The organism is Phenylobacterium sp. VNQ135 (genome assembly GCF_049445735.1).
In the GTDB taxonomy this organism is placed as follows: domain Bacteria; phylum Pseudomonadota; class Alphaproteobacteria; order Caulobacterales; family Caulobacteraceae; genus Phenylobacterium.
The window spans coordinates 59833-82362 of sequence record NZ_JBMSDS010000001.1 but is presented as its reverse complement, the minus strand read 5'-3'; the positions used below and the strand labels follow the sequence as shown (position 1 = coordinate 82362).

The window sequence follows — 22530 nt, the reverse complement described above, 5'->3', positions numbered from 1 at the left end:
TGGGCGGTCAGCCGGCCCCCCTCTCATTCGCCCATCCGACGAGCCCGGGCTGAGCCTGCCCGCTCCCCCATCCATTGAACCCGCACCCACGGCGCCACGGAGTAGTCATCCACGTCCGAGGTCGTGCGCCGCTCGGAGCCGTCACGCAGATCAAAACGTCCGTTCGGCCGGCGCCAATCCGAGGCAGATCAGCTCGGCCACGTTATCTGCCTCGCGGTCTGGGTCTTGGATCGCCTCCTGCCAGAGCCCGGACGGGAGAGAACTGCAAAGGGCCAGCCAGAAGCGGGGCGCCAACTGATGGTGCCGCTCCCGCAGTTCGCCTGCGCCGACGCCGTCGATCAAGCGCGGCCGTAATAGCATCCAAAGGCCCGCCCACTGTAGTCGCCGTCGGGCTTCGCTATGGCCGTCCGCTCCGCTCAGCGCTGCGATCGGACTTAGCGGCTGCACGTCGGGGCTGAAATAACTGAGCGCCGTCGCCCGGACAAAGCGTCCGACGCCCGCAGCCGTCACAGGCCCAGGCGCAAGGGTGGCGTCCTGCACGTGTAGGAAGATCGTGAGGGTGCGGGAGTGGCAGGCGGACACGAGATGGTCCCGTTCGCCGAAGTAGAGGCCAAGCGTGTGGGAGCTCACCTTCAGAAATGCGGCGATCTCCTCCATGGGAGCCTGGGGGCGCCGGTTCAACAGGTAAGACGCGCTGGCGAGGATTGCGTCCCGGCTACCTGCCTCAAGTGGCTGGAAGCGCTGGTGCCGATTCCTCTCACCTGTCGGCGACGTTCCGCGATTGCCGACGCAGCCGTACGTGATCAGGTCCTGCAGAGCTTCGATTGTCCGACGCCTTCCTGCACCGGTTAGTGGGGTTGGGCCGACGAGCGGCGCGAACAACGTGAGGCCGAGCACGACCCTTGCAGCCACCCCGGAGTCGCAGGCGCGCACTTCTCCGGAGCGAATTCCCGCGTCCACGACCGACGCGACCTCGGCGATTACCGGCCGCAGAACGTCCTCGTGGCGGAAGAGGTAGGATTCTCCAGGTCGTAGCAGGTCGGCATGGTTGGGATCGAGGGCGGCTCCAATGAAGCCGTGGAGCGTCTTCAACGCGCGTCCGTGGCGCCGCATTGCCGCCTTGAGCCCGGCAACAAGAATGTCAGCGCTGGGGACGCCGCCGCCATCCCTGTCGGTCAGCCGGCGAATGCCGCTCATCGCGAAAGTCTCCGCTTCTGCTGACCGGCCGTCCTGTTCAGCCAATCCACTGTGGCGCCGCGTCCCGAAGATGGACGAATGGTACAGCATTAAAGCAGCTGGGGGACGGTTGGACCGGGCCAAGCCCAAGCGAGCGCCTTGGATTCGTGAAATCCGCAGCGTCAGCGCCGACGCCGCGCGTCCTCGGAAGCCGGCATAGCCCAACTTCCGTTGTCGCAAGCCCGGTCGAGCAATGAGCAGCCAGTCGCCGAACGAACCCCCTAGCCGTGACGAAGTTTCGCAGCACCAGCGCCAGATAGGGCGGCAGGGCGAGCTGCAACTTGCGCAACCCATCTTTTGACGTTGCCCGAAAGCTTGCGCCGCTCGCGAGCGACCTGACGCGAGAGCGAACCAGCCCTGCGCCGGGCGAGGCCGGCAAGCTGCTAGCCGTGCTGAGAATATTGGCGCTGTCGTCTCCCGACCTGGTTGGCAAGATCGAAAAGGCGGCGCAGACGGGTTCGATCAGGATTGGAATCGCACCAAGGAATCTAGAGCGTCTACGTGGCGTCGTGCGCGGGAATTGGGCGGGTTCACAGCTCGGTCCGGCTGCGCTCGGCGGCTCTTCGGCAATCGTTTATTCCTCCGAGCCGACTTGGAGTTCTGGCGACGCCCTGCGTTGCCCTCGCCGTCGCCCAGCCGATGACCCGGCGCCTTCGGGTTCAACCCCACGACGCCTCTGCACGCGCGGGCCGCCGACAATGTCGACGAGGCTGCGATGGGAGGGGGCTTCGATGCTGAGACGTTGTTGCAACTGGGGCGGAGGGCTACAGGGCAGAGCAGCCTGCATCCGCGCGCAAGCCGCGGCGGATGTGACGGTGCACCGTGGGTGAGAGAAATGCCGAAGAGTCAGCGGATTTGGGTCGAGCTCAGCGGCGAGATCATTGTTGCAAGAATCCGAGGGGCGTTGACCGCCGAGGATGTGACCGAACTCCAGTCACAAGTCATGCTTCTCCTGTCGGAAAGCGGCCGATCACGGGTGCTGTATGACGCCCTCGAGATGGAACCTCCGGACGTCGATTTGACCGTCGCGCAGCAGCCGAACAGTGAAGAGCTCCGGAGACGCGGCGTCCGCGCAGCGCTCCTGGTTCCGAATACGCGACTGGCCTACATCGCCCGGCTGGCATTTGGGGAGGGCAATTTTCGGGTGATCTACAACGACTTGGCAGAAGCCATTCGCTGGCTTGCCGACGACGGCCGGCTGGCTTAGCCGGAGCGACATCGACGCGGCGCGCCTTGTCGCCATTCCCGGGTTCAGGTCTCAAGGGGCTACAGCAGGGGCGGGCGCGCGCCGCGTGGGATGCGCCTGTCAGCAAGCGCCGGCTTCAGCGGCGACGATTGGGCGCCGGATTGCCGCACCCGGTTGCGGCGCGATAGTTAGCATGCCAACTACTGGCCATGCAGCGAGTGCATCTGACTGACCCTCACTCCGAGTTGTCCCGTCGACTGGCCTTCATCCACCGGCGCTGGCGCGCCCGCCTGGACGAGCGTCTCCGAAGAACCGGGCTGACGCAAAGTCGCTGGCAGCTGCTGCTTGTCCTGTCGAAGGCAGACGGCGGCCTCCTCCAGCGCGAGCTCGCGGAGCGCGTGGGGATCGAGGCGTCCACGCTGGTGCGTCAGCTCGACGCCCTGCAACGCGACGGGCTGATCTTCCGTGAGGCGGTCGCCGGAGATCGACGCGCCAAGCTCGTACAGCTCGCGCCAGGGGCCCAGCCCGTGTTGGACCACATCACGGAGGTCGCCGACGCGCTGCGGGAGGAAATTCTGCACGGGATCCCGAAGGACGATCTCGGCACGACCGTATCTGTCCTTCGCCGCATCAGTGAGCGTCTGGAGTAGGTTGAGATGTCCGGAGAAAGCCAAACAGATGTCGGCGCCGCCAAGGCGAGGCCCCGTGCAGCAAGGCGCAAGATCGCCCTGGCCAGCGTCCTCGCCGCTGCCGCCGTCGTTTGCGCCGGCGGCTTTATCCATGCGCGGGGGCAGCACGTCTACGCCAACGACGCGCGGATCGCATCCGACGTCGTGGCGCTGGCGAGCGAAGCGGCCGGTCGTGTGGTGGAATTGAAGGTCCGCCCGGGGGACGCGGTGCGCGCCGGGCAGGTATTGGTGCGGCTCGAACCCCGCGACGCCGAGTTCGCCCTGCAGGAGATCGAGGCCAACATCGCCGCACTCGAGGCTCAGAAGGCACAGCTGCGCGCCCAGCAGGCGGCGATCAACTCGCGCGTCGGACGCGCCGTCGAGGTCTCCAATGCTGGAGTGCTGCAGGCCGAAGCAGGGCTCGCAGCTGCGCAGGCGGACCTCAAGCTGGCCCGCAGCGCCTTCGGCCGAACGCAGACGCTGTACAGCAAGGGACTGCTCGCCAGGAGTCGGCTCGAGGAAGACCAGGCGCGCCTGACGGCCGCCGAAAAGGCCGTCGACCGAGCAAGGGCCGCAGTCGATGCGGCTCGGGGGGACGTCTACGTCACGGCCTCCGGGCGGGATGACGCTGACGTCCTGAATGAACAGATCGCAGCTCTCGACGCGCAACGCGCCGGTCTCCTCGCTAAGAGAGCGCAGCAATCGCTGGACCTCTCGCGGCGAGAGATCGTGGCGGCATTCGACGGCGTGATAGACCAGACGTTCGTCGATGCGGGCGAGTTCGTCACGCCGGGCGCCCGGATCCTGATGTACCATAATCCCGGGAACGTCTGGGTCGATGCGAACGTCAAGGAAACGGAATTCCGAAAGCTCGCGGTGGGCGCCCAGGCGACGGTAAAGGTCGATGCCTACCCTGGCCGCAAATTCAAAGCTCGGGTGCAGCGGATCGGCGGAGCCGCGACCAGTCAATTCGCCCTGCTGCCCAATCCGAACCCCAGCGGCAACTTCACGAAGGTCACCCAGCGCCTGCCGGTGCGACTTGTTCTGGAAGAGGCGAATAGCTTCCTACGGCCTGGCATGATGGTTGAGGTCAACATCAATGCGGTCGACTAGCGAGCTCTTCGAACGCTACGGACCTGGCTATCGCTGGCTGGCGACGGTGACCGCGATGGTCTCCGCCGTGGCCGTTGTATTGTCGTCGACCATCGTCAACGTCGCCGTGCCGGCCATCATGGGCGAATTCGGCATGAGCGCGACGGAGGTTCAGTGGCTGTCCACTGGCTTTCTCGCCGCCATGACGGTGACCATGCTGATGACCGCCTGGTGCGAACGCGCCATTGGGCAGCGGGCGACCATGGTCGGAGCGCTGGGCCTCTTCCTCTTCGGCTCCATCCTCGGAGGGCTCGCGCCGGACCAGAATGTGCTGGTGGTCAGCCGCGTGCTGCAGGGCCTTGCCGCCGGTGTGGTCCAGCCGCTCGCCATGGTGACGATGTTTCAGGTCTTCCCTCCGGAACGGCGCGGGGCTGCCATGGGCATCTTCGGGATCGGCGTCGTGCTTGCGCCGGCGCTTGGTCCCTGGGTCGGCGGCCTCCTCATGGACAGCTTCAATTGGCGGTTCCTGTTCTACCTCGGGATCCCGTTCGGCCTCGGCGGAATGGCCTTGGCGCACTTGTTCTTGCCGGTCCGCGATCCCCTTGCTGCGAGGCCGAAGCTCGACTGGCAGGCTATGATCATCCTTTCCGTGTTCCTGCTGGCGCTTCTGCAGGGCATATCCTCGGGCCAGCGGGCGGGCTGGGAATCCAATCCCGTGCTGGGATGCTTCGCCCTCTCGCTGGCCGCCGGAGCGGCGTTCCTGTGGCGGGAGCTGACAGCGCGCGATCCGCTGTTGGACTTGCGTCTCTTCCGAAATGGGCCCTTCGCAGCGGCGTCCGTGGTCAGCTTTGTGCTCGGCGCCGGGCTCTTTGGCTCGACCTACCTTCTTCCGGTCTTCGTGCAGCAGATCCAGGGCTACACGCCGACGCAGGCCGGCTTGCTGCTGATGCCCGCAGGTTTCGCGCTCGTCGTGGTCTTCCCGTTGGCTGGCGCGCTCAGCGACAAGCTTTCGCCGGGCCTCCTGATTGGTTTCGGGCTGGCCGTGTTCGCCTACTCGTCATGGCTGACATCTCACGTGACGGCCGGTACGGCGTTCTGGACGCTGGCTTGGTGGACGGTGATCAGCCGGATCGGGATGGGCGCGGTCTTTCCGTCCCTCAGCGCCGCTTCGTTGAAGGTCCTGCCGCCGCACCTGCTGGCCCAGGGCTCCGGCGCCATGAACTTCACGCGCCAACTCGGGGGCGCGCTGGGCACTGGCCTGCTTTCCGTCCTCCTGGAGCGGCGAACGATTCTTCATGGCGAGGCTTTCGCAGCGACTCAGACGCCCGACAACGTCGCGACTGCAGAATACCTGGGGCAGGCGAGCCGGATCATGGCCGAGCTTGGCCTGTCCGGTCCCGAGCAAGGGGCGGCGGCTGGATGGCTGCTGGGACAAACCGTCTATGCTCAGTCATCCGCAGCGGCGTTCCGAGACGGCTTCCTGCTCACCGCCATCGCGTTCGTCGCGGCGATCATTCCGACGATCATACTGCAGCGGGCGATCAGCTCGGCAGGTCGAAGTCGTCTTGCCTCCGACCGCTAGGACTAGCAAGCCGGGTGAACGCCAGGTCGGCAGCCTTGGAGGGCCCGCGTCCGCTGACCTTGGCCGCCGCCCCACCTCGACAAGGTGCCCATGGCCCTGCGACCGCCGCTCGAATCCCACCGCGGCGATTGCGCAGCGTCATGCTGGCCCAATCCGGCGACGTTTCCGCGGGCTGGCGCGGGAGCTGTTGGCTTTTTGCAAGGCGGCGGGCGGGCCTGCGGTGCACCGCTACGTGCGCGGAGATGGGGATTCGCCAGCTCCGCGGGGGTGCCCCTCGAAAGTGAAGAGAGCCTGGACAACGCGCGACACCAGAGGCTTCGCCGCCGAAGACGAAGCCGGTTCGCCGGACAGCACGATCGGCGCCAGCGTCTCGGCAACGCACAGCTGGATCAGCAACGCGGCCATCACATCTGGATCTGAGACGTGCAACCGGCCGGTGTTGGCTTGCTGGACGAACCAGCCTTCGAGGTCGCGCCGGGCACGTCCCAGCACATCCTCCCGCCAAGCGGCGCCGGCGGCTTCTGTCTCGATCGTGCGCGGCGCGAGCAATTCGCGGGTTAGCGGTCGATTGAGGTAGGCCTGCATTTCGACCGCATATCTCTCCAGCGCCTGCGACGGCGTGCGTCCAGCCGGCTGGCCAATCGCGGGCGGCGGACAGTTTGCCGCCTGGTCCGCAGCCAGGGCGGTGAAGAATCCGGTTCGACCCCCAAATCGATTGTAGAGGGTCTGCTTGGACACTCCGGCCGACCGAGCGATCTGGACAAGAGAGACGCCCACCCCCCGTCGGGAGATCAGGGCCTCTGCGGCCTTCAGGAGTGCGGTGGTCTTTTGATGGTCGATCCCGCCCCTTGCCCGCGCCATCCGCCTTCCACACAAACCGGCGGTGGCTCGCACCGCGCCGGCGCTGCACGAGCGCCTCGACTTGACTTCCTAGCGCCTTCCGGCGCCCGAAGCGTTAGCCGTTCTACAACTGAAAGGGCTCGCCCCGCCAGCGGGGACCACCGAGCTCTCCGGACGCCCATCCTTGCACATTGTACGGACTGGGCCGTGCGCCACGGCGGAGCATTCGAACTCGGGACAGCCTGGGATCGAGTGCGTGTCTCGTCGCGGTGGGAGGCGAAGCCTGCGGGTGACACGTACGGGCAGGGACCCGGCGTCGATCCCAGGGCGAAAGGCGTCGCAGCCCAAAGGTACGCTGGGCCGGCCTTCCCGAAACAGTGCGGAAACGTGCGGCCGCGACACTTCTGAAATGCTGGCCCCCGCGCCTCAACGCCCCTGCAGCGCCCGGGTGCTCGTCGTAGATCCGGACGGGACCGCGCGGCGGCGATTGGCTTGCCTTCTGGAGCAGCACGGCTTTGAAGTCGAGGCTGCGGCCAACTCGACCGAAGCAGTCTTCCTCCTCGCGAGCCAAGGCGCTGATCTCGTCATCATCGAACTAGCGCTCCCGGAAGCGGAGGACGGCATTGAGCTGTGCTCATGTCTCAGCACACGGCCGAACGCGCCCGCCGTCATTATCCATTCCAAAATGAACAGTGCTTCAGACTGCATCAGGGGCTTGGAAGGGGGCGCCGACGATTACCTGTCCAAGCCGTGTAATCCCCGGGAGTTGCTGGCGCGGGTCCGGGCGGTGCTTCGCCGGCGGCGTCGTTAGATGCACCTAGGTGCGTCTCTCAGGCCCGGCTCCAGTTGAAGCAGCCAGCCGGCACGCCAGAGCCGCTCACCAGCAACGCGCGGTGCCGGTAGAAGGACCACCGCTGGTCGGCCGGCGCATTGACGACCACCACACCCATGGACGGGTCCGTCCAGACGAGCCGGGCGTCCGTCGCGGAGAGCGCGGACCAGACTTGGTTCGGGTTCGTCCCGGGCGCGAAGACGACGGTGGTGAACGGCTGGTCCGGCGGTGGCTTGAGCGACCAGGCTCCGGCCGCGCCCGTGATCAGCCCGAGCAGGAGCACGGCGGCGGCCGGGCCCGAGATTCTCGGTCCGCCCGGACGGAAGCCCCGCAGCATCAGGAATCCGATGATGAGCGGCAGCGCGCCGAAAGCGGCGAACCAGATAAGATCCCACATGAGCGGGTTGGGACTGTCGAGCTTGATGCGGTGGATGCCCAGCACCCAGTGCGAGAGGACGCTGTCGACGATGTGCCAGACGCCGAAACCGAGGAGGACTGAGCCGAACAGCGGGCGTCCCCAGCCTTCCTCTCGGCTCTTGTGGGCGCGCCACAAGCCAAACAAGCCGACCGCCGCGACGACGTACATCAAGGCATGGAAGTAGCCGTCCCACAGCACCTGCAGGCGCATGTCGGCCATGCCAGGCACCAGGCTCAGGAGGTGGTGCCACTGCAGGATCTGGTGCAGCACGATGCCGTCGAAGAAGCCGCCCAGCGCAAAGCCGAGAACAGCGCCCCAGCGGGTCCAGGGTGATTTGAACATGGCTATCCTCCTTGCAGCTGAACTGTACGAGGCCGCCGCGGTTCCCGGGTAGCTCATGACAACGCCCGGTGAAGTACCTGAGGCGCGCTCAGCGCCGGCGTGAGGACGGTGGCGTCTGCTTCCATCGCGCCCGAAGCTTCGGGAGGGGCGGTCCCTGCATACCTCTAAACAAGGCTGCCCAGTTCCCTTCTCAGCGAAGGCGTGCTGCGGGGAGGGGACTCTGCTATTCTCCGGTTCGTGGAGCCGTTCTTGCTCTCGCCCATTGCTGATGTGCCTCCGCATCATCAATCCGCCAGCCAAAGATTCTGACGGTATCTCAGACGGTATTCAAATCCGCGTGAGCGAGAATGTATCGTCTAATCAGAAACTTAGGGCATTCGAAGATAATCGAGTGGGAATAGGTTAGGCGCGCGTGGCCGCCATCCCGGGCAAGCACGTCTACTACCTGGCGCTCCAGCCGACGCCGGAGGCCGCCGAAGCCGCTTTGCAGCGCCTTGAGGCGGTCCGCCGCGAGCACCGGCTGACCGGGAAGCCAGTCGCCGCCGCTCGCCTGCACGTCTCGCTCTACAACCTCGGCCACTTCAAGCGCCCGCCTGGGCCGATCATGGACAAGGCGGTCGACGTCGTCCGCAGGGTCGAGGCGGCGCCGTTCACCGTGGCGCTCAATCGCCTGGGAAGCTGGGGGCGAGGCGAGGGCGAGCGGCCGGTCGTGCTCTGGGGCGAGGAGGGCGTGATCGGCGTGCAGGCGCTCTACGACGCCCTCCACCACGAACTCGTCCGCGCCGGCATGGCCTCGCGCCGCGATCCGCCGTTCGAGCCGCACATGACGCTGGCCTACGATCGCGCCGACCTGCCCGAGACGTTCGTCGATCCGGTCGAATGGCCGGTGGAGGAATTCGTGCTGATCCATGCCGTCCACGGCGAGGGCAAGTTCCAGGTCGTGGAACGCTTCCCGCTGGAGGGCTAGGGCTTCACCGGCTTCTCGAGCTGGAACAGAGCCTCGCCCATTTCGTCGAGCTTGCGGGAGAGCAGCGCCTGGGCATCGGCCAGGGCCTGGTTGTAGATCTGCGGCCCCAGGGTCTCGATGGCGAAGTCGGCGAGGAAGTGGGCGTCGAATCCCGTCACTTCCACGTCGAGTTCGTCCTTCAGATAGCGGCTCAGCGCCTTCGCCAGGGCGTCGCGGGTCTCTTTCGGAAGTTCGATCTTGGACATCACGGAGACCACGATGGCTGTGACGCTCTACGGCATCAAGAACTGCGACACGATGAAGAAGGCCTGGACCTGGCTGGACCAGAAGGGCGTCGCCTACGCCTTCCACGACTACAAGAAGGCGGGCATCGACCGCGCCACCCTGGAGGCCTGGGTCGGCAAGGTCGGCTGGGAGCCGCTGCTGAACCGCGCCGGGACCACCTTCAAGAAGCTGCCCGACGCCGACCGGCAGGGTGTCGACCAGGCCAAGGCTGTCGAGCTGATGCTGGCCCAGCCCTCGATGATCAAGCGGCCGGTGCTGGACGTGGACGGCACGCTGACCGTCGGCTTCAAGCCCGAGGCCTACGCCGCGATCTTCGGCTGACGGCGCGGCCGGCCTCCGCCTATGCCGCGGGGCCGATGCGGATTTAAGCTCAAGCGCCGCATCCGATCGCCTGGACGGCGGCGACTACAGGGTGAAGGCGGGCAGGGGCTCCATCGGGGGGCGACGGGCCCGCCGCATCTGGAGCTTCGTCATGGAAGACCTGTTCCGCAGCTACTGGTGGCTGCTGTTCCCCCTGGGCTTCTTCGTCTTCGGCGCCTGGGACCGGTGGCTGGCCTACAAGCGCAGTCAGGCCCAGCTCGACCTGCTGCGGGCCTACACCACCCAGGGCAAGGACCCGCCGCCCGAACTCATCAAGGCCGTCCGCGAGGACGATTTCGGCGACGACGACGACTACGGCTGGCGCGAGCGGCGCCGCTACATGCGCCGCCGCTATCGCTCGCCCTACTGGGCGCTGCGCACCGCGCTCGTGACCGGTGCGGTCGCGCTGGGCTTCTGGCTGGCGTCGGAATATGCCGGTCCGGCGGTGGATTTCTGGCCGTTCCGGCTGGTCGCCATCATCCTGACCTGCGTCGCGGCGGGGCACGCGGTGGTCGCCCTCCTCAGCTATTCGCTGCGCGGCCGATGACGCCGGAAGGGGCGGACGAGGCGCTGGTCGCCGCCGCCCGACGCGGCCAGGCCGAGGCGTTCTCGCGGCTGGTGGAGCGCCACCAGCAGGCCCTGCGCGCCTTCCTGCGGCGCACCGGCGGCGACTGGGCGCTGGCCGACGATCTCGCCCAGGAGACCTTCGTCGTCGCCTGGTCGCGCCTGGACCAGCTCAAGTCGGGCGCCAGCGTCCGGGCCTGGCTTTGCGGCATCGGCTACCGCAAGCACCTCTCGGCCCTGCGCTCCGGGCGCCGCGACCGCGCCCGCGAGGCGGCTTACGAAGCGGAACGGGCGCACGTGAGCGCGCGCTTCGAGGACGAGCGGCTCACGCTGGAGGCGGCGCTGGGCGAGCTCGCGCCCGACCAGCGGGCCTGCGTGGCCCTGTGCCTGGCTGGCGATTTCAGCCATGCGGAGGCCGCCGAGGCGCTCGGCCTTCCGCTGGGCACGGTGAAGTCTCATGTGACGCGGGGGCGGGCCCGGCTCCTGCAGGTGTTGGAGGATCGCGATGGACATGGCTGACGATGCGGCGGACGCCCGGCTGAAGGCGCTGTTCGCCCTGGACGCGCCGCGAGCGCGCGATCCGGCCTTCCAGGCCGAGGTCATGGCGGCGGTGATGCGCCGCGAGTTCCGCGCCGACCTCACGGTGCTGGCGGGCGGCGCGCTGGTGGGCGGGCTGGCGCTCTGGGCGGTGTGGCCCGTGGCGCTGCCGGTGATCGCGGAGCTGGCGCACGACCTGGCGCCCACGGCGGCCCTGCTGGCGCTGGCCGCGGCCGCGGTCGTCGTCCTGGGCGGGCGACCCCAGGCGGCGCTGGGGCTGAATCATGACTAAAGTTTCACAGGCTTGGCTGCATCTGTTCGCGCCGCGCCCGGTCTCTTCCTGATCAGAGACGGGCGCTTCCGCCCGCGGCATCGAGACGAAGAGGAGAGAACCCGTGGAGATCCTGATCCCACTCGCGTTTTTCGCCATGATCGCGGCGATCGTGATCGTGCCCCGCTACTTCCGCAGCCTGGAGCGGCAGAAGATGGCCGAGACCCTGCGCGCCGCCATCGAGCGCGGCCAGCCGCTGCCCCAAGAGATGGTCGACGCCATGTCGACGAACGTCCGCTCGCCCGGCCTGCCGCCGTCGCCCCAGCGCGACCTGCGGACGGGCATCGTGTGGCTGGGCGTGGCGCTGGGGCTCGTGGCGCTTGGCCTGATCGTCGGCTTCGAGGAGCCGGACGCCAGCTACTGGTTCCTGGGCTTCGCCGCCTTCCCGGGCTTCATCGGCCTGGCCTTCGTGGTCCTTGGCCTCATCAACAAGCCGAAGTCCTAGAGGCCGGCCGTAGGGGGTTCACGCCCATGCCGGGCAAACCATCGAGCTTCGCCAGCCTGCACGACGTGGAGCTCTGCTCCTACGCCGCGGCCGGCGAGGGGCGCGCCTTCGGGGAGCTTGCGCGCCGCCACGGCTCGGCCGTCCGATACCTGCTGCGCCGGATGGGCGCGCAGGCCGCGGAAGCCGACGACGTGGCCCAGGACGCCTTCCTGACGGCCTTCCAGCGGATCGCCGAGTTCCGGGGCGAGGGGACCTTCGCCGCCTGGGTGAAGCGGATCGCGGCGCGGCAGTACCTGCGCCGTCTGCAGCGCGACCGCCGCCTGACGGAACTGTCCGACGACGCCGCCGAGGACGAGGACATCTCCGCCGGCGACGCCGACCATCGCATCGACCTCGACGAGGCCCTGAAGGTGTTGTCCAAGGCGGAACGGCTGTGCGTGTCGCTCTGTTTCGGAGCCGGCCTGTCCCACAGTGAGGCGGCAGAGGCCTTGAACCTGCCGCTCGGAACGGTCAAATCCCATGTCAAACGTGGTCTGGAAAAGCTCAGAGCGCGACTGGCGCCGGCCGACGGCGCGGTTCTGGAAGGGAGGCGGGGCAATGGCTGACGAGTTCGAACGCCGCCTGGAGCGCCTCTTCGGCGAGGCGCCGGAGCTGCCCGATTGCGCAGCCTTCGCCCAGAGCGTCGAAAGCAAGCTCAACCGCGGCTGGCAGACCCGCCGCTGGCTGATCGGCGCCGGCGGCGTCGTCGGCGGCGTGACCGGCGCCAGCCAGCTGGTGATGTCCAACCTGTTCCAGCGCGTCGAGACGGCCGAGGAATCCGCCCGCGCGCTCACGTCCAGCCTGACGCGGGCCGCGCCCAGCACCGAGATGATCTCGGCGCTCTCGGGCGGCTTCGGGATCTGGCTCGCGGTGGGCCTCGCTGTGCTATTGATGGGCTTCGCCCTCTCGCGGGTGATCGAGGAGATCTGACCCTTGTCCAGTCACCGGCAGGAAGCCGTCCGGCGCGTGGCCGCGCCGGACATCGTCGCGCGCAAGGGCGGCACGCCCATCGTCTGCCTCACCGCCTACAGCGCGCCGGTGGCCGAACTGCTGGACGAGCACTGCGACCTGCTGCTGGTCGGCGACAGCGTCGGCATGGTGGTCCACGGCCTGCCGAACACCGTCGGCGTGACGCTCGAGATGATGATCTTGCACGGCCAGGCGGTCATGCGGGGCGCCCGCCGGGCCATGGTGGTCGTCGACATGCCCTTCGGGTCCTACGAGGGCTCGGCCGAGGTCGCCTACGCCAACGCCGCCCGCCTGATGAAGGAAACCGGCGCCCAGGCGGTGAAGGTCGAGGCGGGGCCCACCATCGTCGGCACGATCGACTACCTGGTGAAGCGCGGCATCCCGGTGATGGGCCATGTGGGCCTCAGGCCCCAGGCCGTGCTGGTCGACGGCGGCTTCAAGGCCAAGGGCAAGGCCGGCGAGGAGCGCCGCCGCATCCTCGAAGAGGCCAAGGCCACCGCGGCCGCCGGCGCCTTCGCGATCGTGGTGGAGGGCGTGGCCGAGGGCCTGGCGCGCGAGATCACCGAGGCGGTCGAGGTCCCCACCATCGGCATCGGCGCTTCGGCCGGCTGCGACGGCCAGATCCTGGTCACCGACGACATGCTGGGCCTGTTCGACTGGACGCCCAAGTTCGTCCGCCGCTATGGCGACCTGCGCGGCGAGATCGGCCGCGCCGTCGCCGCCTACGCCGAAGACGTGCGGGAGCGCCGCTTCCCCGGTCCGGCCGAGATCTACTTCGCCAAAGCTGGGTAGCGTTGCGGCCGAAAGCGGCGCGCTATAGGTTCCCGGCCTCTGCCTGAACGGCGCGCCTAAGAGAGTCCGGAGTCTCCTTCACGTGACGGATCTGTTCGAAGAGGTCGAGGAGCAGCTTCGCTCCGACCGCTACCGGTCGCTTGCGCGCCGGGCCCTCCCGTGGATCCTGGCGATCGCCGCCGCCGCGCTGATCGCGGCCCTGGCCTATTGGGGCTGGGATACGTGGCGCAGCAAGGCCGTCGCCGAAGCCTCCGAGAAGTACCACGCCGGCGCCCAGGCCTTCGTGCAGGGCGACGAGGCCCGCGCCCGTGCGCTGTGGACCGAGGTCTCGAAATCGTCCGCCGACGGCTACAAGACCCTGGCCCTGATGCAGCTCGCCGCCTTCCAGCAGCGCGAGAACAAGACCGCCGAGGCCGTGAAGCTCCTGGACGAGGCCGCCGCGGCCGCGCCCGACGACATCCTGGGCGACGTGGCCCGCCTCAAATCCGCCTTCGCCGTGCTCGACACGGCCCCGTACACTGAGGTGGAGGCGCGCTTGACGCCGCTGATGAAGGACGGCCGCCCCTACCGGGTCCAGGCCCGCGAGGCGCTCGCCTTCGCCAAGCTGATGGCGGGGAACGCCGCCGGCGCCCGCGGCGACTTCGTGGTGCTTCAGCAAAGCCTGGACGCCCCGGACGGCGTGCGCGCCCGCGCCCAGGCTGCCGTCGGCCTCATCGACTCCGGCGCGGCCAAGGCCCTTCCGGGCATCGTCAGGCAGGCCGCCGCCATGCCGCCGCCGATGGTGGTGCCCCCCGGCGCCGTTCTCGGCCCGCAAGGCGCTCCCCAGGCCCCGGCCCAGCCGCAACCGCAATCCAACGGACCGCAATGACGTCGCGTCGTAATCTCCTTCTGGCCGCCTGCATGATCGCCGCGCTGGGCGCGAGCGGCTGCTCCACGGTCGGCCGCCTCAATCCGTTCGACCGGGACAAGGGTCCGCAGGAAACCGCCGGCGAAGGCCAGCGCGTCTCGATCGTGCCCGCAGACCAGCGGCTGGAGCCGGCCGAGAGCCTGAAGGGCGTCGACTTCTCGCTGCCGACTCCGCAGACCGTGGCCGCCTGGCCGCTCCCTGGCGGCACGCCCGAACAGTCCGTCGACCACGTGGATGCGGCCCCCAACCTCTCCGTCGTCTGGAAGCGCGGCTTCGGCGAAGGCTCCGAGCGCGGCCGCTACGTCACCGCTCCGCCCGTCGCCGCGGACGGCAAGGTGTTCGTCATCGACGCCGACGGCCGCGTCTCGGCCCATGACGCCCGCACCGGCGCGCAGATCTGGCGCACGGGCACCAATCCCGGCGACAACAAGCGCGACAAGCTCGCCTTCGGCGGCGGTCTGGCCTACGCCGACGGCAAGCTCTACGTCTCCTCCGGCTGGCGCCAGGTCCTGCAGATCGACGCCAATACGGGGGCCATCGGCTGGCGCACCCGGACCGGCGAATCCGTGCATGGCGCGCCCACCGTGGCCGGCGGCCGGGTGATGGTCGTCGCCCTCGACAACACGCTGCTGACCTTCGACGCGGCTACCGGCCAGCCCGGCTGGACCTACCAGGCGCTGGCGGAATCGGCCCGCATCCTCGGAGCATCGAGCCCGGCGGTGTCGGGCGACACGGTCGTGGCGGCCTTCGGCTCGGGCGAGCTCGTGGCGCTGCGAGCCGCCAACGGCAACGACCTGTGGAACGAGGCCCTGTCGCGAGCCAGCCGTACCAGCGCGCTGTCCGAGATCCGCGACATCCCCGGCCGGCCGGTCATCTATCAGGGCGACGTGTTCGCGGTCAGCCACTCGGGCGTGTTCGCCGCCATCGACCTGCGCACCGGCCAGGCGCGCTGGACCTTGCCTGTCGTCGGCATCACCTCGCCGCTGCCGGCGTCCGACGTGGTCTATGTGGTCTCCAAGGCAGGCGAGGTGATCTGCGCCTCCCGCGAGACCGGCCAGATCTACTGGATCCGCGACCTCAACGAGGGCTTCAAGGCCAAGAAGAAGGGCGGCTTCTTCGGCATTGGCGGTCAGAAGATCACCCGACCGGTCTGGTCGGGCCCGATGCTGACCAACAACAAGCTGATCGTCGCCGGCCAGCGGGGCCAGCTGGCCGTGCTGAACGCCAAGACCGGCGAGATCGAGCGTCGCGTCGACCTGGGCGGCCCGGCCATGCTGTCGCCGATCGCCATGGGCGACACGATCTATGTGGTCACCGACGAGGCCAACCTCGTCGCGCTCCGCTAGGTTCGCGTTTAGGCTGACGACATGCCGCTGAAGCTCGCCATCGTCGGCCGCCCCAACGTGGGCAAGTCCACGCTGTTCAACCGGCTGGCGGGCAAGAAGCTCGCCATCGTCGACGACCGGCCGGGCGTCACCCGCGACCGCCGCTTCGGCACGGGCCGTCTGGGCGATCTCGACCTCGAGCTGATCGACACCGCCGGCTTCGAGGACGTCACCGACGAGAGCCTCGAGGCGCGGATGCGGGCTCAGACCGAGCTCGCCGTCGACGAGTGCGACGTCGCCCTGTTCGTGGTGGACAGCCGCGAGGGCGTGACGCCCGCCGACCGCATCTTCGCCGAGATCCTGCGCAAGCGGGACAAGCCGGTGATCCTGGCCGCCAACAAGGCCGAGGGCCGCCAGGGCGAGGCGGGGGTCCTGGACGCCTGGGGCCTCGGCCTGGGCGAGCCGGTGCCGATCTCCGCCGAGCATGGTGAGGGCATGGCCGACCTGTACGCCGCCATCGCCGCGGTGTGGTCTGAGGACGACGAGTTCGAGGAAGAGGACGAGGCTGACAAGCCCATCCGCATCGCCATCGTCGGGCGCCCGAACGCCGGCAAGTCGACCCTCGTGAACCGCCTGATCGGCGAGGACCGCATGTTGACCGGCCCGGAGGCCGGCATCACCCGCGACGCCATCCCGGTGGACTGGGTCTGGGACGGGCGCAACGTCAGGCTCGTCGACACTGCGGGCCTGCGCCGTAAGGCCAAGGTGCACGAGAAGCTGGAGAAGCTGTCCACCTCCGACACCATCCGCGCGATCACCTTCGCCGAGGTGGTCCTGCTGGTGATGGACGCCACCCATCCGCTCGAGATCCAGGACCTGCAGATCGCGGACCTCGTCGAGCGCGAGGGCCGGGCGCTGGTGTTCGTGCTGGCCAAGTGGGACCTCGTCGAGGACCAGCAGGCCAAGCTCGCCGAGATCATCGAGGAGACGAACCGGCTCCTGCCGCAGGTGAAGGGCTCACCGATCGTCGCCCTGTCGGCCGAGACGGGCCGCGGCCTCGATCGCCTGATGCCGGCCGTGCTGAAGGCCTACGGCGACTGGTCGACCAAGGTGAAGACCCGCGACCTGAACGACTGGCTGCGCATGGCGGTCGAGCGGCACCCGCCGCCGGCGGTGAACGGCCGCCGGGTGAAGCCCAAGTACATGGCCCAGACCAAGGCCCGGCCGCCGACGTTCGTGCTGTTCGCCAGCCGCGCCGACCAGCTTCCGGACCACTACCGCCGCTACCTGATCAACTCGCTGCGCGAGAGCTTCGACCTGCCGGGCGTGCCGATCCGCGTCTCCGTGCGCTCGAACAAGAACCCCTTCGCCGAGGACGCGGAGCCGGGTCCGTCCAAGACCGCGCCTCGTGCGCGGGCCAAGCCCAAGCCTGACGGTCCGCCGAAGCCGCCCAAGCCTGCGAAGCCGAAGAAGGTCGCCACCCGCGGCCGCAACGCCAAGCTGGCGCGGCCGGGCGTCAAGCCGAAGCGAGCGTCCCGAGCCGCTTCCAGTCCGAAAAGACCACGTTAGCCGTGGGCAGGCCCAGGTCGGCCTGCGCCAGTTCCAGGATCAGCGGGCCGATCTCGGACGGATCGGGCAGGGTGGCCGGGTCTTCGCCCGGCATGGCCTCTGCGCGCATCCGCGTGCGCATGGCGCCGGGATCCAGCAGCACGGCGCGGATCTTGGTGTTCTCGAGCTCGTCGGCCCAGGTCCGCACCAGGTTCTCCAGCGCCGCCTTCGAGGCGCCGTAGGGCCCCCAGAACGCCTTCGGACGCGCCACACGGCCCGTGGTCAGGAAGATCGCCCGCGGCGCTTCCGCGGTCCGCAGCAGGGGCTCGACGCTGCGGATCAGGCGGTAGGACGCCGTCAGGTTCACCGCCATCACCCGGTCCCAGTGCTTGGGCTCGATGTGGGAGACGGGCGTCAGCGAGCCCAGGATCGCGGCCGCATGCACCAGCACGTCCACCCGCCCGAAGCGCTGATGGATGGCGAGGCCCAGCTGGTCGAGGGCGCCGTCCTCGGCGATGTCCATCGGCACGAGGGTGGCGGACTTGCCGGTCGTCCGGCGGATCTCGTCGTCCAGCTCCTCCAGGGCGCCGGAGGTGCGGGCGACGGCGACGACATGGGCGCCGGCGTTGGCGAGGGCCAGCGCGGCGGCGCGGCCGATGCCGCGGCTGGCGCCGGTGACGAGGGCGATGCGGTCTTGCAGGGGCAAGTCGGACATGAGGGCGCCTCTCTAGCCGGGATCGTCCGCTATGTCAGGTCGTGCCGCATAGCGCTGCGCGATGGCCGCGCACGCCATCAGCTGCATCTGGTGGAAGACCAGCAGCGGGATCATGGCGATCCCCGCCGCCGCGCCGGGCAGCAGGGCCGCGGCCATCGGCGCGCCGCTGGCCAGCGACTTCTTCGAGCCGCAGAAGACGATGGCGATCTCGTCGGCCTTGCCGAAGCGGAAGAGGCGGGCCGCGGCTGCGGTCGCCAGCAGGATCGCCGCCAGCAGCAAGGCGCAGAGGATCAGCAGCCGCATGAGGTCGAGCGCGCCCAGCTTCGTCCACACGCCCTCGACCACCGCGCTGGAGAAGGCCGTATAGACCACCAGCAGGATGGCGCCGCGGTCGACCCAGCCCAGCACCTTGGCCCGCGCGGCGATCCAGGGCCCCACCCAGCGCCGCAGCGCCTGGCCGGCCACGAACGGGACCAGCAGCTGCAGGACGATCGCCCGCACCGACGAGGCGTCCATGCCGCCCTGCGCGTGCAGCAGCACGCCGACGAGAACAGGGGTCAGCGCTATGCCGATCAGGTTCGAGGCCGAGGCCGCCGCCACCGCCGCCGCCACATTGCCCCGCGCGATGGCCGTGAAGCCGATGGACGACTGGATGGTCGACGGCAGGCAGCCCAGGAAGACGAGCCCGGTCGCCAGCTCGGGCGGCGTGATCCAGGCGGGGAGGGCGGCGAGCCCCAGGGTCAGCAGCGGGAACAGCGCGAAGGTCGAGGCCAGCACCACTAGGTGCAGCCGCCAGTGCGTCAGCCCCTTGATCACCGCCTCGCGCGACAGCCGCGCGCCGTGGAGGAAGAAGACCAGCGCGATCGCCGCATCCGTGATCCAGCCGGCCGCCGCCGCGGCGTCGCCACGCACGGGCGCGACGGTTGCGGCCACGCCCATCAGGATGATGAGGATCAGGTACCAGTCGGGCCGAATTCCGAACGGGAAGCGGAAGCCCGGCTTCCGCTCGCTCACGCGTCGACCAGGAACGAGAGCTGGCGCTCCACGGCCTGGTTGCGGCCCTCGGCGATCTCCCGGTCCAGGAGGCGGGTCGGATAGTCGCCGGTGAAATAGTGGTCGGTGAACTGCGGGTTGGCCGGATCGCGCTTGTCGGCGTCCATGGCCCAGTAGAGGCCGTCGACCGACAGGTAGCCCATGGAGTCCACGTCCAGCAGCTTGGCGATCTCTTCCACCGAGTGGTTGGCGGCCAGCAGCTTCTCGCGGTCGGGCATGTCGATGCCGTAGTAGTCGGGCCACTGGATCGGCGGCGAGGCCGAGCGCAGGTGCACCTCCTTGGCGCCGGCCTCCCGGACCATCCGCACCACCCGCACCGAATTGGTGCCGCGAACGATGCTGTCGTCCACCAGCAGGACGCGCTTGCCGGCCAGCACCGAGCGGTTCGGCGACAGCTTCATACGCACGCCCAGCTCGCGCTGGCCCTGCGTCGGCTGGATGAAGGTCCGGCCCACATAGTGGTTGCGGATGATGCCCATCTCGAAGGGCAGGCCGGCTTCCTGGGCGTAGCCCAGCGCCGCGGGCACGCCCGAGTCCGGCACCGGCACCACCACGTCGACGTCGGCCGGCGTCTCCTGCGCCAGGCGGCGGCCCATGCGCTTGCGCACGTCATAGACCGAGCGGCCGTTCACGACGGAATCGGGGCGGGCGAAATAGACGTATTCGAAGATGCAGGGCCGGGCGCGCTGGGCCGGGAAGGGCTTGAAGCTGCGGATGCCGCCCTCGTCGATGACGACCACCTCGCCGTGCTCCACGTCGCGGACGAAGGCGGCGCCCACCATGTCCAGCGCGCAGGTCTCCGAGGCCAGCACCGGCTTGCCGTCCAGGTCGCCCAGCACCAGCGGCCGGATGCCCAGCGGGTCGCGCGCGCCGATCAGCTTCTTGTTGGTCAGCGCCACGAGGGCGTAGCCGCCCTCGATCTGCTGCAGGGCGTCCATGAACCGCTCGAGGAACTTCGGCTTCCGCGAGCGGGCGATGAGGTGGAGGATGACCTCGCTGTCCGAGGTGGACTGGAAGATCGCGCCTTCCGCCACGAGCTGTTCGCGCAGCGTCAGGAAGTTCGTCAGGTTGCCGTTGTGGGCCAGCGCGATGCCGCCCGCCTCGAGGTCGGCGAACATCGGCTGCACGTTGCGGATGAAGCTGCCGCCGGCGGTGGAATAGCGGGTGTGGCCGATGGCCGATTGGCCCGGCAGGCGCTCGGTCAGGTCGCCGCCGCCGAAGGCGTCGCCCACGTGGCCCATGTGGCGTTCGGTGTGGAAGCGGTGCCCGTCGAAGCAGGCGATGCCGCAGGCCTCCTGGCCGCGGTGCTGCAGGGCGTGGAGGCCGAGCGCGGCGACGGCTGAGGCGGCCGGGGTGTCGAAGACGCCGAAGACCCCGCACTCCAGGCGCGGCGTGTCATCATCCGGGTCCCGGATCGGAGGGGACCATCGGTCATAGGACTGCGTCTTCAGGGTCATCGAGACCTCTCCAGATCGTCCGCTTCGCCGGCTCGCGGCGCGTCGTACCCGTCCGTCACGCGTCTGTCACCTGACCCGTTCCGAACGGCGTTGTCGAACGCCGGGCCCATGGCCTCGGCGAGATCGAGCCCCTTCGGCGCCAGCCCTTCGATCACGTCGCCCATCTCGCCCGCCAGGGGCCAGGTGGCCGCCCCGGTGATCCAGCGCGGGCGCAGGTCCTCGGGCGTCGCGGCGTTGAACATCAGGTAGAGGGCGCCCAGCACGAGCAGGCCGCGCGCCAGGCCGATCAGCAGACCCACGGAACGGTCCAGCGCGCCCACCACGTCGGTCTGCTGCACCCGTTTCGCAAGGCCTGCGCCGATCAGACGCAGCAGGATGTAGGTGACGGCGAAGACCAGGATCATGGCGGCGACCGTGCCCAGCCAGTCGGGCCGCACCACCTCGCGCACGATCGGCGCCGACGCCGGGAGGCCGAAGATCGCCAGGAGCGCCGCGGCCACCAGCGCCACCAGGGCGGCGATCTCGCGCACCGCGCCGCGCGCGAAGCCCACCGCGCCCGAGATCAGCAGCAGCGTCAGGACGATCAGGTCGAACTGTGTGAGCCCCAATCCCATGCCTAGTCCCAGGACGCCTCGTTGATCCGGCGGACCGCGTCCGCCAGCCGGCTCGCGCCGGTGAACTTCATGCCGCCGCCCGCCTCGACGTCGGCGGGACCCAGCGCCCGACGGAAGCCCAGCTTGGCGGCTTCCTTGAGGCGGGCGTCCATCCGGCTCACCGACCGCACCTCGCCCGACAGGCTGATCTCGCCGAAGACCACGCAGTCCTGCGGCAGGGCCTCGTCGAAGGCGGAAGACGCGAGCGCCGCGGCGGCGGCGAGGTCGGCGGCGGGCTCGGTGATGCGCAGGCCTCCGGCGACGTTCAGATAGACATCGCGGTCCCCGAAACCAAGGCCGCAGCGGGCCTCCAGCACCGCCAGCACCATGGCCAGGCGCCCGGAGTCCCAGCCCACCACCGCCCGCCGGGGCGTCCCGTAGGCCGAGGGCGCCACCAGCGCCTGGATCTCCACCAGCACCGGCCGCGAGCCCTCGATGCCGGCGAACACCGCAGCCCCCGGCGCCCGGGCTCCGGAGGTGTTGAGGAACAGGGCCGACGGGTTCTTCACCTCCGCCAGGCCCGTGTCGTTCATCTCGAAGACGCCGATCTCGTCGGTCGCGCCGAATCGGTTCTTGGCGCCGCGCAGGATGCGGAAGGGATAGCCGCGCTCGCCCTCGAAGGCGAAGACGGCGTCGACCATGTGCTCCACCACCCGCGGGCCGGCGATGGCGCCTTCCTTGGTCACGTGGCCCACCAGGATCACCGCCAGGCCGCGCTTCTTGGCCAGCCGCACCAGCTCGCCCGCCGCCGCCCGCACCTGGGTGACGGACCCCGGCCCCGCCTCGTGGGCGTCGCTCCACATCGTCTGGATGGAATCGATCACCACCAGGTCGAAGGCGTCGGTCTTCAGCCCGTCCAGGATGGCCCGCAGGCTGGTTTCCGCCGCCAGCTTCACCGGCGCCTCGGCGAGGCCCATGCGATGCGCCCGGCCGCGGACCTGCTCGACCGCCTCCTCGCCCGAGATGTAGGCGCAGCGCACGCCCCGCTGCGCCGCGCTCGCCACCACCTGCAGCAGCAGGGTCGACTTGCCCACGCCCGGGTCTCCGCCCAGCAGGATCGCCGAGCCCGGCACCACGCCGCCGCCGCACACGCGGTCGAACTCCTCGACGCCGGTGATGATGCGGGGCGGGGCAGGGGTGGCTTCCTCCAGGCCCTCGAACGTCAGGCCGCGGCCGCGCGCGATCTTCGACGTGGGCTTCAGCGCGCCCGGCGGGCGGCTGGTCAGCTCCTCGACGAGCGTGTTCCACGCGCCGCACGCCGGGCACTGCCCCGACCACTTGGTCTGGACCGCGCCGCAGGACTGGCAGGCATAGACGGCGCCGTCGCGGGCCAAGGGGGACGCTCCTGATTCGGTGACGAACGAGTCTAGCCGACGCGGCAAGCGGG

26 protein-coding genes are annotated in these 22530 nt (G+C 69.2%); 17 read left to right on the top strand and 9 right to left on the bottom strand.

The genetic code is table 11. The annotated features are described in order from the left end of the window. Positions 1-150: 150 nt before the first annotated feature. Complete coding sequence (locus tag ACO2Q0_RS00470) at positions 151-1287, bottom strand: hypothetical protein (protein WP_257838460.1); 1137 nt, start codon at positions 1285-1287, stop codon at positions 151-153. A gap of 784 nt (positions 1288-2071) precedes the next feature. On the opposite strand from ACO2Q0_RS00470, the gene ACO2Q0_RS00465 reads away from it, so the two are divergent. The 4 genes from ACO2Q0_RS00465 to ACO2Q0_RS00450 all read left to right on the top strand — a co-directional run bounded on the left by ACO2Q0_RS00465 (position 2072) and on the right by ACO2Q0_RS00450 (position 5764). After that, positions 2072-2443: an STAS/SEC14 domain-containing protein gene (locus ACO2Q0_RS00465; protein WP_423349515.1), complete on the top strand. Its 372-nt coding sequence runs from the start codon at positions 2072-2074 to the stop codon at positions 2441-2443. A 188-nt stretch (positions 2444-2631) separates the two neighbouring features. Beyond that, the gene (locus tag ACO2Q0_RS00460; RefSeq protein WP_423349514.1) at positions 2632-3072 is read left to right on the top strand and encodes a MarR family transcriptional regulator; all 441 of its coding nucleotides are present in this window, start codon (positions 2632-2634) and stop codon (positions 3070-3072) included. Between the two features lie 6 nt (positions 3073-3078). Beyond that, positions 3079-4203, top strand: a complete 1125-nt coding sequence (locus tag ACO2Q0_RS00455) for an HlyD family secretion protein (protein ID WP_423349513.1) — start codon at positions 3079-3081, stop codon at positions 4201-4203. A gap of 46 nt (positions 4204-4249) precedes the next feature. Beyond that, the gene (locus ACO2Q0_RS00450) at positions 4250-5764 is read left to right on the top strand and encodes a DHA2 family efflux MFS transporter permease subunit (RefSeq protein WP_423349512.1); all 1515 of its coding nucleotides are present in this window, start codon (positions 4250-4252) and stop codon (positions 5762-5764) included. A gap of 228 nt (positions 5765-5992) precedes the next feature. On the opposite strand, the gene ACO2Q0_RS00445 is transcribed toward ACO2Q0_RS00450, so the two are convergent. Then, entirely contained in the window at positions 5993-6625 is a 633-nt protein-coding gene (locus tag ACO2Q0_RS00445) for a TetR/AcrR family transcriptional regulator (RefSeq protein WP_257817829.1), read from the bottom strand. A gap of 427 nt (positions 6626-7052) precedes the next feature. On the opposite strand from ACO2Q0_RS00445, the gene ACO2Q0_RS00440 reads away from it, so the two are divergent. After that, a complete protein-coding gene (locus ACO2Q0_RS00440) occupies positions 7053-7415 on the top strand; it encodes a response regulator transcription factor (RefSeq protein ID WP_257817830.1) in 363 nt (120 codons plus the stop codon). Between the two features lie 19 nt (positions 7416-7434). On the opposite strand, the gene ACO2Q0_RS00435 is transcribed toward ACO2Q0_RS00440, so the two are convergent. Next, positions 7435-8196 (bottom strand): DUF2243 domain-containing protein, encoded by a 762-nt coding sequence (locus tag ACO2Q0_RS00435; protein WP_423349511.1) that lies wholly within the window; start codon positions 8194-8196, stop codon positions 7435-7437. A 412-nt stretch (positions 8197-8608) separates the two neighbouring features. Here ACO2Q0_RS00435 and ACO2Q0_RS00430 point away from each other — a divergent pair, with 412 nt between their 5' ends. Continuing rightward, positions 8609-9163: a 2'-5' RNA ligase family protein gene (locus ACO2Q0_RS00430; protein ID WP_423349510.1), complete on the top strand. Its 555-nt coding sequence runs from the start codon at positions 8609-8611 to the stop codon at positions 9161-9163. On the opposite strand, the gene ACO2Q0_RS00425 is transcribed toward ACO2Q0_RS00430, so the two are convergent. Then, positions 9160-9408, bottom strand: coding sequence for a DUF2164 domain-containing protein (locus tag ACO2Q0_RS00425; protein ID WP_423349509.1), 249 nt, complete (start codon positions 9406-9408; stop codon positions 9160-9162). The two genes, ACO2Q0_RS00430 and ACO2Q0_RS00425, sit on opposite strands and share 4 nt — an antisense overlap. A gap of 13 nt (positions 9409-9421) precedes the next feature. Between ACO2Q0_RS00425 and ACO2Q0_RS00420 the strand changes: the two genes are divergently transcribed. From ACO2Q0_RS00420 to der, 11 genes are all read left to right on the top strand, one after another. Beyond that, complete coding sequence (locus tag ACO2Q0_RS00420) at positions 9422-9769, top strand: ArsC family reductase (protein ID WP_423349508.1); 348 nt, start codon at positions 9422-9424, stop codon at positions 9767-9769. Positions 9770-9920: 151 nt separating this feature from the next. Further along, positions 9921-10355 carry a hypothetical protein gene (locus ACO2Q0_RS00415; protein WP_423349507.1) on the top strand — a complete coding sequence of 145 codons (435 nt, stop codon included), beginning with the start codon at positions 9921-9923 and terminating at the stop codon, positions 10353-10355. Then, a complete protein-coding gene (locus ACO2Q0_RS00410; protein ID WP_423349506.1) occupies positions 10352-10891 on the top strand; it encodes an RNA polymerase sigma factor in 540 nt (179 codons plus the stop codon). The genes ACO2Q0_RS00415 and ACO2Q0_RS00410 overlap by 4 nt, the downstream gene beginning before the upstream one ends. Further along, positions 10878-11201 (top strand): hypothetical protein, encoded by a 324-nt coding sequence (locus ACO2Q0_RS00405; RefSeq protein ID WP_423349505.1) that lies wholly within the window; start codon positions 10878-10880, stop codon positions 11199-11201. Before ACO2Q0_RS00410 ends, ACO2Q0_RS00405 begins: the two co-directional genes overlap by 14 nt. Before the next feature lie 103 nt (positions 11202-11304). Beyond that, positions 11305-11685 carry a DUF6249 domain-containing protein gene (locus ACO2Q0_RS00400; RefSeq protein WP_423349504.1) on the top strand — a complete coding sequence of 127 codons (381 nt, stop codon included), beginning with the start codon at positions 11305-11307 and terminating at the stop codon, positions 11683-11685. Between the two features lie 26 nt (positions 11686-11711). Continuing rightward, a complete protein-coding gene (locus ACO2Q0_RS00395) occupies positions 11712-12290 on the top strand; it encodes an RNA polymerase sigma factor (protein ID WP_423349503.1) in 579 nt (192 codons plus the stop codon). Beyond that, positions 12283-12654, top strand: coding sequence for a hypothetical protein (locus tag ACO2Q0_RS00390; RefSeq protein WP_423349502.1), 372 nt, complete (start codon positions 12283-12285; stop codon positions 12652-12654). Before ACO2Q0_RS00395 ends, ACO2Q0_RS00390 begins: the two co-directional genes overlap by 8 nt. A gap of 3 nt (positions 12655-12657) precedes the next feature. After that, positions 12658-13485 carry a 3-methyl-2-oxobutanoate hydroxymethyltransferase gene (gene panB / locus ACO2Q0_RS00385; protein ID WP_423349501.1) on the top strand — a complete coding sequence of 276 codons (828 nt, stop codon included), beginning with the start codon at positions 12658-12660 and terminating at the stop codon, positions 13483-13485. An 82-nt stretch (positions 13486-13567) separates the two neighbouring features. After that, positions 13568-14353, top strand: coding sequence for a tetratricopeptide repeat protein (locus ACO2Q0_RS00380; RefSeq protein ID WP_423349500.1), 786 nt, complete (start codon positions 13568-13570; stop codon positions 14351-14353). Further along, complete coding sequence (locus ACO2Q0_RS00375) at positions 14350-15738, top strand: PQQ-binding-like beta-propeller repeat protein (RefSeq protein ID WP_423349499.1); 1389 nt, start codon at positions 14350-14352, stop codon at positions 15736-15738. The genes ACO2Q0_RS00380 and ACO2Q0_RS00375 overlap by 4 nt, the downstream gene beginning before the upstream one ends. A gap of 21 nt (positions 15739-15759) precedes the next feature. After that, positions 15760-17286 (top strand): ribosome biogenesis GTPase Der, encoded by a 1527-nt coding sequence (gene der / locus ACO2Q0_RS00370; protein WP_423349498.1) that lies wholly within the window; start codon positions 15760-15762, stop codon positions 17284-17286. Here the strand turns inward: der and ACO2Q0_RS00365 are convergent. Genes ACO2Q0_RS00365 through radA form a run of 5 tightly spaced genes read right to left on the bottom strand, consistent with a single transcriptional unit; the run spans position 17234 to position 22477 of the window. Beyond that, positions 17234-17980, bottom strand: a complete 747-nt coding sequence (locus tag ACO2Q0_RS00365; RefSeq protein ID WP_423349497.1) for an SDR family NAD(P)-dependent oxidoreductase — start codon at positions 17978-17980, stop codon at positions 17234-17236. The genes der and ACO2Q0_RS00365 overlap by 53 nt on opposite strands. A gap of 12 nt (positions 17981-17992) precedes the next feature. Next, entirely contained in the window at positions 17993-18994 is a 1002-nt protein-coding gene (locus ACO2Q0_RS00360; RefSeq protein WP_423349496.1) for a bile acid:sodium symporter family protein, read from the bottom strand. Beyond that, positions 18991-20490, bottom strand: coding sequence for an amidophosphoribosyltransferase (gene purF, locus ACO2Q0_RS00355; protein WP_423349495.1), 1500 nt, complete (start codon positions 20488-20490; stop codon positions 18991-18993). Before purF ends, ACO2Q0_RS00360 begins: the two co-directional genes overlap by 4 nt. Next, entirely contained in the window at positions 20487-21104 is a 618-nt protein-coding gene (locus ACO2Q0_RS00350) for a CvpA family protein (protein WP_423349494.1), read from the bottom strand. Before ACO2Q0_RS00350 ends, purF begins: the two co-directional genes overlap by 4 nt. A gap of 2 nt (positions 21105-21106) precedes the next feature. Next, positions 21107-22477 (bottom strand): DNA repair protein RadA, encoded by a 1371-nt coding sequence (gene radA, locus ACO2Q0_RS00345; protein WP_423349493.1) that lies wholly within the window; start codon positions 22475-22477, stop codon positions 21107-21109. Positions 22478-22530: the final 53 nt, after the last annotated feature.